This window comes from Flavobacterium sp. MFBS3-15 (assembly GCF_026107645.2).
GTDB lineage: Bacteria > Bacteroidota > Bacteroidia > Flavobacteriales > Flavobacteriaceae > Flavobacterium.
The window spans coordinates 85,850-99,116 of the sequence record NZ_JAPCHV010000003.1 but is presented as its reverse complement, the minus strand read 5'-3'; the positions used below and the strand labels follow the sequence as shown (position 1 = coordinate 99,116).

Sequence of the window (13,267 nt, the reverse complement as noted above, 5' to 3'; positions counted from 1 at the left end):
ATTCATGTTGTACCTCAACAAATTTTCAAAGACATATAACGAATATTCATTTATAAATAAGAGCTGTTGATTAAATAGTAATTTGCAGTCAGATTAAACAACTGAAATCATGTACGACCTTACCAAAAAATACGAAGATTTTAAAACAAAATTGCAATACAACCCGAGAACCGGCATTGAAAGCTGTGAAGATGGCTACCTGGATATCATTCCATCACACCTGAATATCCAGCTGTATGTGCTTAATGGTGAGCCGGAGGATGATCCCGACTATGAGCGTGATTTTACCTTTAGCCTTGACGAGTCGTTTAAAGAACTGATAGAAGTTTCCTGGGACAACAACCTGCAATATTCGTTTGATAAGGATAAAAGCAATCACCCCAACCTCACGCACAGGCAGGACAACATCGGGTCTTACAGCTTCACGAGTCCACGGGACTTTTTGGGCGCCGAACCGTGGCTTCAGGAACTTACGACCGAAGACAACAAAGATTATGAGCTGATAGGCAAACTGCACATTATTGACAATACCAATGTAAAATACCAATACGCCTGCATTCATTTTGACAGGAAAGATGATAATTCGATATTCGAAAATAAGCTCTACCTGTACAACGATGAGAAGGTGCACCACCTGAAACTGTCGCTGCGGGAGTATTATGAAACCTGCCTCCGAATGTATTGCATTGAAAACTGGCAGCTCCTGTTTATTGATAAGAGTGAAGCCGCAGCCTATGGTAAAGAAATGGAAAATCTTGTTAAAACCTACCGTGACCTGCAGATTGCCTTCCCTGAGGATGACCTTAGCTTTATCGAAAACAGGCTGAGGGAATATGGGGCATTACCTAACCACTAAATTAGAAAATGGTAACAGTACTCGAACCCACGCTGAGCAAGGAAATACAAGCGGCGATAGACAATGCCGACCTGGCAGCCTTCAAAAAGCTGATGGATGAAAATGATGTGGATGCCTCGGCGTTCCTGCATGCATCATCCCGTAAGATTGCCTACCCGCTCATCAACAGGGCATTGTCGCGCGATTTTACGAATAAGAACTTTGCTGACAGGCTTGAGATTGCCCGCCTGCTGCTTGATAAAGGAGCCAATCCGAACATGACAGCGCCCAACGGGATGTCGGCTATGGCGCACCTGTTGCATGAACACCAGTTTTTGGGCGCAACGAAACGTGTGGATTATGAGGTGTACCTGTTCACAATGCTGTTTGCTTCGGAACTGGTGATACGGCACAATGCCGACCTGAACATTGCATTGCGCTCGCAGTATACCTTGCTGGATGAAGTGATCTCTCAGTACCAGATCTATCATGAAAAGGGCATCAGCCAAATGGAGCAGGTCACTTTAGAGATCATTGAGCGAATGCTACAACGTGGCGCCAGATGGACAAGGACGATCGATCATGCTAAATTTAAAGAACTTACTGCACTGATGCTGAAACACTGCAACAGCCGGTCGAAATATACGGCTCCGGAATTGCCCGAACCACCGTTTGATAAGCTGTTCGATACAGAAATCAAAGCAAGACTATGGGAGACATGGAACCAAAAAGAGACTGATGTTTCTGCCGGATTACAGGCTGTGCGCCAATTGCAGTGCAGGGCATACTACCATGCCAACTGGTCGTTCGGCCAGGACGACATGAATGCCCTTGAAACTCTCACAGCATTATTTGACGGACTGGAAAAAGACAAGCGCAAGACGGCACTATCGGATCTCAAAAAGCTATCTGTCCCGCAAAAGAACCTGTGGGACCTGAAGTCGGATTATGAAAAAGAACTGTTCGTCAGGAACAAGGAGATATTACCCATGAAGCCGGTGTATGATGATGCCGTATATCAACGACTTTATAGGGCCTGTTTGGAAATTAAGAAATAATTAACAAGTTTTTGCTTTCAGTGTCGGACTGAAAATTTTTATTGATAACTTAGCTTGTTTGCTTGTAAAACACTATTTATAACCTTAAAACAATAAAAAATGAACTCATTCAAAAAAATCGCGGCCATCGTGCTGCTGGCCGTGATGGCATCGCAGGCGGTAACGGCTGCAACAAACGGGATTACAGTTGCTAAAGAAGCTGTTGGCGGCTATTTCGATGTGTACCTCATCAACAACTGCTCAAAGGAAATCGAGGTGCGCGTACGTGCCGACGGTTCATCGTCAACCTCAAAATACAAGGCGGGCGAAAAAGTGAAGGTACCTGTAAAAGCCGGGTATGAAGTATATGTGGACGGGAAGCTGTTCAAAAAATTTGAGGATTCAGATAGCGGAAAAGAAATTAAACTTTGTAAATAATTATGGGATTTTTTGACAAGATCAAAGGCATGGTGGGTGTCACCGGCGTGAAACTGGAATTTTTATATGTTGAGAATCCCTGGGCTTATTTCGACCCGATGATCAAGGCTACGGTAAACGTTAAGGCTGGTAAAGACCCCGTAACCGTGATAGGCGTTAAGGGTACTTTTTATGCCAAGCGCACGGTAAACAATGCAGAGGAACGAATTGAGTTGGGCACTGAGACCAGGACTGCCGAACGATGTGCTGAAACAAAGCGCAACGGCGAATGGGTAAAGGAATTCCCGTGCGTGGTAGAAGGCGGCGGTGAGGTTTCTTACGGCTACTGGGTGAAGGACATGGACGTACCCGCGGCATTGGCCAAATGGGGCGGCGATACCCCGGAGGATGCCCAGCGCAACGGCATTACCTTCTTCCTCGAATGCGAGGTGGATATTAAGGAAACGCTCGACCTGTTCGACCCATCTCTGACCCAGGAAATAACCGTTTTTGACAACGGGCGCAGGCAGGAGCCGGAAGAGGAATATGAAGAGGAAGAGGATAGTGAAGTAAGCACAAGCATTTATAACGAAGTTATAGCGCTTGAAGGCGAAGACGAGGATATCGACTTTACGCCGGAGCAACGGGCACTTATCCTTTCGGGAAACCACGACGACGTGGAGTTCGAGCTTGAAGGCATGGAGGTGTATGCTATTTACAGCCTGGGCCAGATGCACAATAAAGTGGTGCGCATGACGGACGACTTTTTTGGCGATACCAAAGTAGGCTTGTTCAGGATCAACCACATCAACGGGCACAGGGACCTTGATTTCAGCAACCCGGACAACTGGAGGAGCATTCATATCGATTCCCTTTCGTTTACTTTCTCAAGCCCGAACGAATGGGGAAGCCAGGCTTCGAGGTTCGAAAGCTTATCGCACATTAAGAAAATTGCATTACTAAGCAATAACTAACCCAAACAACAGGAAACGCCCGGCAAAAACGGGCGTTTTTTCAATAAGCGCCACTATATTTAAATATGAACATTGAACTTAACGTTGCAGCCTCAGAAAACAGGCTGGAAGATGTAAAACAATTATATAAAGAGAATGACATACTGTATGTAGCGATCGCCATGGCGGCACAAAGCGGGCATACGGAAATGATCGCGCACCTGCTAACGCTTGAAACCACCAAAGAAGACCGTGACAGAGGGCTTGGCGAAGGCTTGTTCTATGCCAGCCAGAACGGGCACCTGGCGACTGTTGAATACCTGTTGGCCAACGGTGCACCAAAAGTACGCAAACGCGAGAGGTCGGCGTTGCATGTCGCCGCAGCGAAGGGGCATAATGAAATTGTCCTGAAACTCCTCAAAGCAGGCATTAAAGTCGATGTTTTGGACCCGGACAGGTGTACCCCGCTGTTAGGCGCGGTTGGAGACGAACGTATCGAAACAGTTAAACTGCTGCTTGAAAAAGGCGCCGACCCAAACAGGGCCGACCAGTTTGGCCTCACACCCAAAATTTTGGCATTGCGACGGGATAATGAAGCAATAAAAGCGCTGCTTAAAGACGCATAACATGGACCTACAAAAAATAGCGACAAATTTCCCAAATGGCGAAGTGCCGGAACTGCTAAAGAAATTCTACCAATTTCCCGGAACAATTGCCTTTGACGATACCGAAACCGAACGGTACATCCATATAAGCGATCCGGAGGAATGGAAGTACAACCTTGAGGCGATCATCAACAGCAATGTAATGGCTGAGTTTATCCCATTTTATTATAACGGCATACACGAAACGTACTGTTTCTGGAACATCCGCGAAGGCGAAGAGCTGGTTAACCAACCCGTTGTGCGCATTTCAAAACAGCAGCATCACAGCGTCGTTGCGGGCAACCTGCGCGATTTCTTCAGCGTCCATTGCCTTGCGCTCGACATTAAGATAAGCTTTGTGCTGGTTGATAGCGCTTATTGCGTTAAGATGGGCTGGGATTCGTATGTGAAGGATCCGTATAGTTCTTTTGATAAGGAGAGATGTGAACGCATCGGCAATGACTATGCGGAAAACCATCCTGACTTCCTCCCCTACCGCAAATGGCTCATTGAAGAAATGGGTATTGCTCCTGCCGAAGACCCGGTAAAAATTGTAGCCGACGCATATAATGAACTTCCGAACGTTATAGAGCACATACGCTCCAAAGGCGGCTTCAAGGCAGAAACGATGTATTAAAATAAAGGCTGCTTCCTGAGAAAGCAGCCTTATTTCACACAATATACTGGTCGTCTATCTCCCAGCCTTTCATCATCAGTCCCATTTGGGTGCCGCCAAACCATGTCCTGCCTATCTGCAGTTCCCATTCGCAGCCCTCTTCAAATTTTTCGGGCAATTTAATCCCGTGAATCTCTACCGGGAGTTGCCAGTTTTTATACTGTGGCATGTCCAGGTAGCGCTGTAATTCCTCCCGATGGAAATCGAATATCTCCTCCCGGGCATATTCTATGTATTCCTCCATGTGCTGCGTCATCAGCTCGTACAGGAAATCGATCTGGTCCGTCTTTAGTTTGGTCAGCTTTATCTTGTTCTCCAGCCCGCCATGCTTGTTGAGTATTTTATTCAGGGGCGAAAGGTTCGCCTTTACATAGTCGCGTTTTATAGTATCCATAATCATTTATCTTTACGTACACTGGAACACCTGTGATACCTGTTGGTGCTTTTCTGAGTAGAACAGGAACAGCGTTCCGAACATATTGCTGTGGTCCAGCTGTGCCACAAACTCCATCTTCTGGCCGTCAGGGTCGCGCGGGGTTTCGTCGCTTTGCAGCCAAGACGGCTTTCCGGTACGCAAGCTGCCTTCGGTTCTGTTGTCTTCTACTTCTATTTCCTGAACAATGCGCTCAATGCCGTCTTCTATCTGGCTGTATATAAATTTCAGCGTTACGGGGTTTGTGTTATACGGATGCATCAGCCTGTCTGAAATCCGTTCCTGCCCAAAGTCATGCCACCACAAATAGCTTTGAAAACGCACCATCATCACCGCCTGCTGCAGTGTGCAGTTGCCCGAAAGGGTAAACGTTTTGGTGCCATATTGGTTTTCGTGCGTTACATGTATCTCATGGCCCAGATGTTCGAATGTATAGGTGCCTCCCCATTCCATTACCACTTTTTTATCGCTCTTTTCCCTGTATTTCAACACTCCTTTGCCGTTTTCTTCAGGACAGCTGAAGGTATATTCTATAGTATCAGGGAAACCGTCTTTTTCGTTGACTTTTACAGCAATTTTGTCCCGGTTCTCAATCTTGCAGGTATATTTAAGGAACCCTGAATACAGGTCATAAAAATGGCTGAAGGCGTGCAGGTGGATTAACCGTGCCTGATCCTCCTTTATCATGTCGTCGTTACTGCCAACAATGTACCATCCGTTGAGGTCAGCGTCCCATCCGGTTTCCTTTTCCCTGAATACGGCATTGAAGGGCACCCTGGTATACGTGACACCCAGTTTTTCATCCGTTGCGGGCAAATGGTGCGGCGCAAGCTCCTTGAATGCTGTGAACCCTTTACGGGTTTTTTTGTACAGTATCTTTTCGGTCACTTTTATATCCTGTGCCGACTGGTGCAGGGCAGTGCCTTTCAGGAAACCATCGGCGTCATATTGGAATGTGCTGTGTTCCGAGTCCAGCCACTCCCCGTTGCCAAGATAGTATTGCACGGTACGGCTAACCGGCATGATTGTCCCCTTAACTTCTCCGTACGTATAGGCGATGCGCCTGTTGGCATCATGTGAATATGACCCTGAATGCAGTAGCCTTCCCTCCTTGCTGTATACATCGGTCTGCCTGTATCTAATCTTTTCAATTTTGTCAACCGATGTTTGCAGGTATTCGCGCTTTACGTCCGATTGGTCATATTCATCGAGTTTCCGCAGCTTGAGCGGGGCAAGCAGTTGGTACTTTCCATCCTCCAGCCGGAAATCCATACGGCTTACATCCACATTCTGGACAATAAACGTAAAAGGGACACCCTCCCACTTTTGGTCGATTACGCCGCCGTCCAGCTTTACTATGGGCAGCAGCACTTTGTTGAATCCTTTAATGTCGGCCATGCAGCTCTTCAGCGCAGGGAAACCCTCAATCTTCGATTTCTTTTTTGAGGGCGACAGTATGAGTTCTTTTTTCATTTTTTAGTGTTTATTTTTGGGAGTACATCCCCTTGTAACCATCACATGAGTTTTATTCCATGGCTTTTCAGGCATATGTTACCGCCATGAATTCATTTTGTAATCATAAAAATTTACCTTCATATCTGCTATCCTGTTTTCAAGGGCAGTAATGCCTGTTTGTAAATATTTTTCTTTTTCAGGCCCGTCCAAAATGTGGATAACGTCAAATCCGGGATTTGGCCGGGCAATAGGGACTGACAGTTCTATCGTATCATTATCTTCATATAAATAATACTCCCATTCCTTTTGTTCTAAAAGTTTTCTACTCATAGCCTTGCCAATAATTGAAATGTCCGAAAATAATACCTTAAAATTTGTGCAGGATTTACTTCTTAATCCCCACCCAGTTCCTGTCCAGGTCGCTGTAGGGGTAAATCTTTATCATTTTAAGCATTTCCAGGAATCCTTTGTGGCCAAAGTTCTCCACTGTGGCCAGCTCTTCCTCAAATATTTCCATGCAAAGCAGCAGGTGGTGCCTGTGGCCGTCGACTTCAAATTCCCTGTACACATCAAAGATGATGTACCGCACCTCGCCGTCACTTCCCCTTATGCCACATATTTCATAGGGGTTAAACACCTTTTCCTGTGCCGCCGCGGCAATCTGCGTAAAGTTGTCGCACATGCGCCTTTCCATCAGGTTGAACGCCGTGGGCGGATCCTGGTTGATGTCGTTAAAAGGCTGCTTAGTAAAGGCTACCAGTTCATACGTCCCTTTTTTGTTGGGTTTCGGGCCTGTGCCGTCAGTGTTGATGAGTTCCATCGTGGTAAAGCCTGTGCCCTCTGTGTGGTTAGGGAAATAATGCATATCCACCTGCCCTATCGTCATCCCCGCCAATACCCTGAAAGGGATCATGGCATGCCCGACAACACCCGCCGAAGGACCTAATATGCTTTCAATCGCTTCCTGTTTCCGGTTGTAATGCGCAATGTATTGTTCGTTGCTGCTATCGTTCATCTTTTTATCTTTTATCTAACGTCTATCCGTCTATAATCTATCATCTATTCTCTGACCTACTCTATCACAAGCCTTACCCTTGTAACCCCTTCTTCATCATCAAACTCCTGGTTGTACACCCGTTTGCCGATGATTGCGCTGATAGCTTGTCTCACGTTATCCAGTTTGCCGCCAAGTTCCAGGGTCACATTCCTTGATTCATAGTAACTGTCCTCATCTATGAAGTCGGACACATGCAGGTAAAATTCGTCCAGAATGTCTTCCAGCGGATACTGGGAGTCCTCCTCGTCTTCAAGTTCATAGCTTAGGGCAAATACATAATGATTCTCTTCGAGGTCTTTGTAGATATTGCCTTCAATGTGTTCATAATTGGGGTTGCCCCCGTATTTATCAAGCTGTGCTAATTGTATGTTTTTCATAGTATAATAATTAGGTATTCATTTTTTAGTGGTGTTGGATGCCCTTATCCGCCTGCTTTGAAGGGCTTATCCGTTATCCTGTAAACATTTTGCATAACGGCCTGCAATCCTTTTTTTGTTCCTTCAAAATAATTCCCTTTCGAAAATTCGGAAAGCATAATATTGTTAATTATTTTCTGTTTTTCGGTAGCCGGCAGCCTTTCATTGAGATTGCCGCTGCACACAATGCCAACCCTATTGAGCGGGCGACTTACACATATGAGTAATTTTCCGTCGGCCTTGTTGTCCAGTTTCCATTCATCAGCCATCGTTTGTACCAGGTTGTCAAAATCTTCCTTTGATGTCCACGAGCTATCGATGGTTACGATAGCTATCGCTTTATTTGAAAGCATTTGGAACCCGATGGCCATCATGTCCAACTCATCTGTCTGGCTATCAGAATATACCTGGCCGTAGTCGTTCGTCCATCCTGCGGACATTACACGAAATTCAGTACTTAACTCAGGCTTTTCCGGAAGCCTAAGACGTTCCGGGCTTTCGATATACTCGCCGGCATCCCAAAAAGAAGTGCTCCCACCCGATGCAATTAATATTTTGGCTTCTAAAAGTTCGGCTTTACTTATCTTGGGAAGGGCTATTTCTGCCTTTGGTTTCTCATCACCGGGCTTTTGCCCGCACGAAATGAGCAGGAAACCTGACATAAGCAAAGCCGATACATATCTTACGAACATATTTTTACTTCTTTAAACTACAACTCTCCGGCCGCATTAACTCTCCCCTTCATACGCGCCCAGCAACCCGGACACCTCATCCGAATCCGCAATGTCCTCAAGTTCGTCCAGCTTCTTTTCCAGGTCGTCCGCATCCATCCACTCCGGGTTGAATTCATACTGTAGCACAAAGTAGTTGTCTACATATACCAACTCTGCTGCACCATCGTTAAACTCATTAAGCTTGTCCATGGCATCTGATACTTCGTCGGCATCTGCGTCATAATCTTCGGCACCCAGATAGCGGTACAGTACAATGGCATCATCCTTCCAGCCGTACTGGAACGAAACCCCGTCCTTTTTCCAGGCCCACCACCCCTCCTGGCTTTCCATGTCCAGTTCGGCAATGTCCTCATTATACTTCCTTTTAAATACCTCAGCAAGCGCATCACGGGCAATGTCTTTTTCAGCAGTAATCCCTTCATAATACGGGTTCGGCAGCTGTACAGATACCTTACGTTTGTGCTTTTTGTCGTCGGCATCGGTTATCTCAAGCTCAAAGAAGTAATCAAATTTTTCATATTCGCCGTGGCTGTAGCTGCCCAGTCCCTTTACCTGGTCCAGCAGATTGGCCGAAAGGTCAACACTAATTTCATGCCCCTTGGCTTTCGGGTTTACCTCAACCGACAGCTTTTCTTCGCGCCACTCGTGCATCAGCTTCGCAGTAACATCAAACTTTTTGATGGGTGTGCCCGAAAGTACCGTCAGCACAAAATGTGCTGTCCCGTCAAGGAAGTCGAACATATCGCCCCCTGTGTACTGCGGGGTAACGCTTATGGTAAAATCATCCTGCCTTGGCGCTGCCTGCGGCGCATCATCCGGCACTATTTCGGGCGTTTCAAACTGCGGCTCGTCCCACTCCGGCCAGTCTTCGCGCTTTACTCCGGCCATCGGGTTCTTTACCCGGACACGATGCGTTGCCTCCAGCTGCCTTTCCGGTGTTTCGGCTGTTTTTATCTTTGTTTCGATAATAAATGTAAGGTAATCATCGGCGGGAGTTTCAGCAAACGCCTGCTTCATCACATCATAAAACCCAGACCCTATGTTCACATCGCGGGTGTTGGATGGCGTTCCCGACCCCATCACGGTGTGCTCCGCCGTATGGTTTTCCAGTATCACACGGCTGCTCATCTCGCCCAACAGGCAGTCTGCAGCCGCCTCCATAAAAAGCATCGCATCATCAAACATTTCCTCGTTATAAAAGCGTATATCAAATGGTTTCATATTATTCTCCTATTAATGTGGTTATACGTTGTGAAATTGACTCAGGAAGCTCCTTCCTGTACTCCTCATCGGCATATTGGTTGCCAATCTCTTCATAGCTGAAAGCAATGACCGAATCGATGTCCGTATGCTCATTGTTGGCAAGCAGCGCTACAAGTTCGCTGTAATCCAGGGTTTCCGTCATCGCTTCCAGCTTTTCATGTACAGCTGTGTCGGCAAAATGCAGCTCCCCGGAACGGTCCCTTACCGAGAAGAAGGTAGAGAGGGCGTACTCCATGTAGATTACGAAATCGCAGGCATGCGGCTCGTCATACGAAGCACTGTGGTCATCCCCAAATTTTATGGACGGGTTACCGTTTCTTAATGCGATGCAGGCATCGTAATAATAATTAAAACCGTCAAAGTAATTGAATAGTGCGCCGTAGCTTTCCTCCGACTCACCCAGGCTGGTCTCCTTCGGGTCGCCGCCAAATGAAAAACCCATCGAACTGGCAAGCCCTCCTATCGGCAGGACAGATATCCAGCCTTCCTTATAGTCGTCGTCCGGCCATGCTATCGGGAATTTGCCACCGGGATCCATGGCTTCTGTTTCCGGGAAAATAACCGAATGCCACGACACGTGCAGGCCGTTGCTTATCTTGTAAAATTCCTTTATGTATTCGTTAAAGGCAAATGGCCCATCGGGTGCCTCCGAGTCTTTATATTCAACATTCTCCAGCTGCTCTGAATATATCTTTGCCTCGGCTTCGCCTATTTGCCCGTCGGTAGCGCCGGGGTATTTAATGAAATTTACCCGGCTCACCAGGTCGTGGTTCTTTAGTTGTTCAACAGCCGTTTCCAGCCTGCTGAAGTAGCTTTTTGCCCATTCCCGTGCTGTTGTGCCCATATTTATTGTGTGCTATTTTTTGAGATTTTTCCACTCCGCTACGCTCCGGTCAAAACCTCACGAAACGATTCAGCGAAGCTAAATGACACAGGCATCCCGTTGGTGCTAAAATTGTTCATTAATCAAAGTCAGCCATGAAATACTCCGGGTCGTTGGGCAGTATGCCGGCTGCGATCGCCTTGTCGTACATTTCCTGAGGCATGAAAGCATACTGTGCCATCTGGTCGGTAGCGGGCAACATGAAAAAGCGGCCTTCAATATTTTCACCGGGCAGCACTTCCTCATTTACAAACCCTTCTATGAAATCGCCGTCGAGCCAGCCCATGAGCTCCTCCAGGTGGCATTCGTAAGTGCCTTTTTCGGTCACTACCGTCCCAGTAAGCTCGTCCTCGCCAAAGCCTATCGCTTCGTACTCAAACCCGGCCGAAACTACACTGATCCCGCTAAGGGCAGCCATCTCTTCGAAAAGTTCCTTGTAATCGTTGCCCTCTTCAAAACCTTCTGCATCCCTCACGATGTGCGACAATACGAAAAAGAAGTTCTCGCTACCGCTGATCCCGGACAGATGCTCCGATATCTTTGCTTTATCGTTGTGCGGGAGGCCAAACCACCCTATTCCGTCAAGTGCGTCCAGGTAGGCTGCCGCCCCTCGCGATGTTAATGCTTTGTATTTATCCATTGTTTTTTTATATGTTTTTATTCGTATATCCTGCCCATTTCGAGAAGTTGCCCTAAAAAGGCCCAATCGAGGACGTCATACTCATTTTCATCGCTGCCGGCATCAATGCACCACCTTGCTCCGCACTCTAAATTGCCCCAGGCATCAAAATTATACCATCGTTCCCCGGTTTCAGAATCGATGCCAAAACTTTTATACGGATCATCCAGTTGTTTTCCTTTCATTTTATGGAGATCCGATATCTGGAATTGGATAACGGCTGTGGCATAATCATAACCGCTCGCATAATTGTCTTCTTTTGGGGCTTTTTTAATTTTCAGCCACTCGGGATTAAATTTTGCCGGTTCGGATGTAAAAGCATCCTGTAAAATTTGCAGGAACAATTCGGCAGGAACGTCTTCCATTGCTCTTTCTTTCTCAACAAGTTTCAGAAGCGAAAGCAAATAGGTTTCGAGGCTTACATCGGTAGCTTGTAAATTGCATATACGGCTATAGAAATCTTTGTCTGTCATTATCTTGTATTATTATCAATTAACTTTCCTAACAGGTTTGCAATAAAGCGATTCGCCCCGCCGGCGTTGTCCACCTTCCATTCTGTGCCATCATATTTTGAAAGCACGATCCCGTTATCGTCGTTAAATTCAAAGGTGTAATATATAAAATTGGTTGTCTTGTCTACGTTTCCGTAAACTTTTATTTCGTGTGTTTCCCCGCCAATGGTGAGGGATGTTACAAAGGCCGGTTCCTGCTTCATCGTTTAGTCAAAGGAGATCGCTCCCCGTTATAAATGTCACTTCAATCTTAACAGGTTTCCCGATGGGTTCCAGGCGCAGCAAATCGGCGTCTTCCTCCAGTTCGGACAGGAAGGCTTCTTCCGACCGTGCCGTACCTAAAATAATCCAGGGATGCCCAAACGCTGTCTCCATATAATAAATGTCGAGTACCATATTTCCGTTTGGCGCATACAAAGCATCGCCTATCGGGTAGTTTTGCATTTCGCCTACAAGCTCAAAATCTGCCGTGCTGATACGTTGAAGCATTTGGCTACGAATGTGCTGTTCTGCCGCAACGGCCGCGTCCTCTTCTGCCTGGGAGGCATTCGAATACTCCCGCTGTACCGTACGGAGCAGGAAATACCTCCCCTCCCCGGTAAGCCTGTAAATACTGTATATTGTAAATCCTCCTGCCATTCCAAATGCTATTTGTCGTAGTACAAATACGACTCTTTAAGATTGTATTTTTGCCTTATCTCCGCCGACCATTTAAGGTACTCTTCCCTAAAGCCATTAACATCGCTCGGTATTCCCCGTGTCCAGTACAGGTCGCCGTGTGCTACCAGCATGGCCCAGTGATAATCCAGTTCGCCTGTGTAAAACATTACATGGCCTAACGTACGTGGAACATACGCCAGAAAAGAATCCATTATCTTTTCATCCGCTTCCTCATAGGTCATGCGGGCATAAGCCACCATGATATGCTTTATAAATTCGCAGAAAGAAAAATGATTGAAGATGACACCCGTATCGTCATCCTCAAAGCGCATGCCGTCGGTTAGCGGCTCTTTTATCTTTTGTTCCCAGACTTTCAGCGGCGGCGGGCACCATCCTGTTACGATATCATAAACATCGTAAGCCCGTTCCTGCAGGTCTTCATCTCCCGAAAAAACCGCAATCAGCTCTTCGGTCACCTCTTTGGCTGTCTGCCGGTCACCGCCCGCGTTTTTATACGCTGATAAGATGTCTGAAACCTCCTGTGTAAGGCAGTCGCCCTGCCCTATCTGTAGCTTCAAAAGTTCAAAAAGTTCACGGCTGTCATTATACATAA

General features: G+C 46.6%; 19 protein-coding genes. 6 read left to right on the top strand and 13 right to left on the bottom strand.

Features of this window, described 5'->3' with window-relative positions; translation table 11 throughout:
- Positions 1-109 precede the first annotated feature (109 nt).
- From OGH69_RS04125 to OGH69_RS04100, 6 genes are all read left to right on the top strand, one after another.
- Entirely contained in the window at positions 110-856 is a 747-nt protein-coding gene (locus OGH69_RS04125; RefSeq protein WP_265173182.1) for a hypothetical protein, read from the top strand.
- Positions 857-864: 8 nt separating this feature from the next.
- Complete coding sequence (locus OGH69_RS04120; RefSeq protein ID WP_265173181.1) at positions 865-1,893, top strand: hypothetical protein; 1,029 nt, start codon at positions 865-867, stop codon at positions 1,891-1,893.
- A gap of 99 nt (positions 1,894-1,992) precedes the next feature.
- Complete coding sequence (locus OGH69_RS04115; protein WP_265173180.1) at positions 1,993-2,310, top strand: hypothetical protein; 318 nt, start codon at positions 1,993-1,995, stop codon at positions 2,308-2,310.
- 2 nt (positions 2,311-2,312) lie between these two features.
- Positions 2,313-3,263: a hypothetical protein gene (locus OGH69_RS04110; RefSeq protein WP_265173179.1), complete on the top strand. Its 951-nt coding sequence runs from the start codon at positions 2,313-2,315 to the stop codon at positions 3,261-3,263.
- A gap of 65 nt (positions 3,264-3,328) precedes the next feature.
- Positions 3,329-3,868, top strand: a complete 540-nt coding sequence (locus OGH69_RS04105; RefSeq protein WP_265173178.1) for an ankyrin repeat domain-containing protein — start codon at positions 3,329-3,331, stop codon at positions 3,866-3,868.
- 1 nt (position 3,869) lies between these two features.
- Positions 3,870-4,523 (top strand): hypothetical protein, encoded by a 654-nt coding sequence (locus tag OGH69_RS04100; protein ID WP_265173177.1) that lies wholly within the window; start codon positions 3,870-3,872, stop codon positions 4,521-4,523.
- A 34-nt stretch (positions 4,524-4,557) separates the two neighbouring features.
- Here the strand turns inward: OGH69_RS04100 and OGH69_RS04095 are convergent, their stop codons facing one another.
- The 13 genes from OGH69_RS04095 to OGH69_RS04035 form a co-directional block, all read right to left on the bottom strand.
- A complete protein-coding gene (locus OGH69_RS04095) occupies positions 4,558-4,956 on the bottom strand; it encodes a hypothetical protein (protein WP_265173176.1) in 399 nt (132 codons plus the stop codon).
- Positions 4,957-4,968: 12 nt separating this feature from the next.
- On the bottom strand, positions 4,969-6,468 hold the full coding sequence (locus tag OGH69_RS04090) for a hypothetical protein (RefSeq protein ID WP_265173175.1): 1,500 nt from the start codon (positions 6,466-6,468) through the stop codon (positions 4,969-4,971).
- Between the two features lie 78 nt (positions 6,469-6,546).
- Positions 6,547-6,780, bottom strand: coding sequence for a hypothetical protein (locus OGH69_RS04085; RefSeq protein ID WP_265173174.1), 234 nt, complete (start codon positions 6,778-6,780; stop codon positions 6,547-6,549).
- A 55-nt stretch (positions 6,781-6,835) separates the two neighbouring features.
- On the bottom strand, positions 6,836-7,465 hold the full coding sequence (locus tag OGH69_RS04080) for a hypothetical protein (RefSeq protein WP_265173173.1): 630 nt from the start codon (positions 7,463-7,465) through the stop codon (positions 6,836-6,838).
- Between the two features lie 56 nt (positions 7,466-7,521).
- Positions 7,522-7,884, bottom strand: coding sequence for a hypothetical protein (locus OGH69_RS04075; protein ID WP_265173172.1), 363 nt, complete (start codon positions 7,882-7,884; stop codon positions 7,522-7,524).
- A 44-nt stretch (positions 7,885-7,928) separates the two neighbouring features.
- A complete protein-coding gene (locus OGH69_RS04070) occupies positions 7,929-8,615 on the bottom strand; it encodes a TPM domain-containing protein (protein ID WP_265173171.1) in 687 nt (228 codons plus the stop codon).
- Between the two features lie 36 nt (positions 8,616-8,651).
- Positions 8,652-9,878 (bottom strand): hypothetical protein, encoded by a 1,227-nt coding sequence (locus OGH69_RS04065; RefSeq protein WP_265173170.1) that lies wholly within the window; start codon positions 9,876-9,878, stop codon positions 8,652-8,654.
- A gap of 1 nt (position 9,879) precedes the next feature.
- Positions 9,880-10,764: a hypothetical protein gene (locus tag OGH69_RS04060; protein ID WP_265173169.1), complete on the bottom strand. Its 885-nt coding sequence runs from the start codon at positions 10,762-10,764 to the stop codon at positions 9,880-9,882.
- Between the two features lie 118 nt (positions 10,765-10,882).
- Positions 10,883-11,443 carry a hypothetical protein gene (locus OGH69_RS04055; protein WP_265173168.1) on the bottom strand — a complete coding sequence of 187 codons (561 nt, stop codon included), beginning with the start codon at positions 11,441-11,443 and terminating at the stop codon, positions 10,883-10,885.
- A gap of 17 nt (positions 11,444-11,460) precedes the next feature.
- A complete protein-coding gene (locus OGH69_RS04050; RefSeq protein WP_265173167.1) occupies positions 11,461-11,955 on the bottom strand; it encodes a hypothetical protein in 495 nt (164 codons plus the stop codon).
- Positions 11,955-12,197, bottom strand: a complete 243-nt coding sequence (locus tag OGH69_RS04045; protein WP_265173166.1) for a hypothetical protein — start codon at positions 12,195-12,197, stop codon at positions 11,955-11,957. Before OGH69_RS04045 ends, OGH69_RS04050 begins: the two co-directional genes overlap by 1 nt.
- 7 nt (positions 12,198-12,204) lie before the next feature.
- Positions 12,205-12,633 (bottom strand): hypothetical protein, encoded by a 429-nt coding sequence (locus OGH69_RS04040; protein ID WP_265173165.1) that lies wholly within the window; start codon positions 12,631-12,633, stop codon positions 12,205-12,207.
- 8 nt (positions 12,634-12,641) lie between these two features.
- Positions 12,642-13,265, bottom strand: a complete 624-nt coding sequence (locus OGH69_RS04035) for a hypothetical protein (RefSeq protein WP_265173164.1) — start codon at positions 13,263-13,265, stop codon at positions 12,642-12,644.
- Between the last annotated feature and the right edge of the window lie 2 nt (positions 13,266-13,267).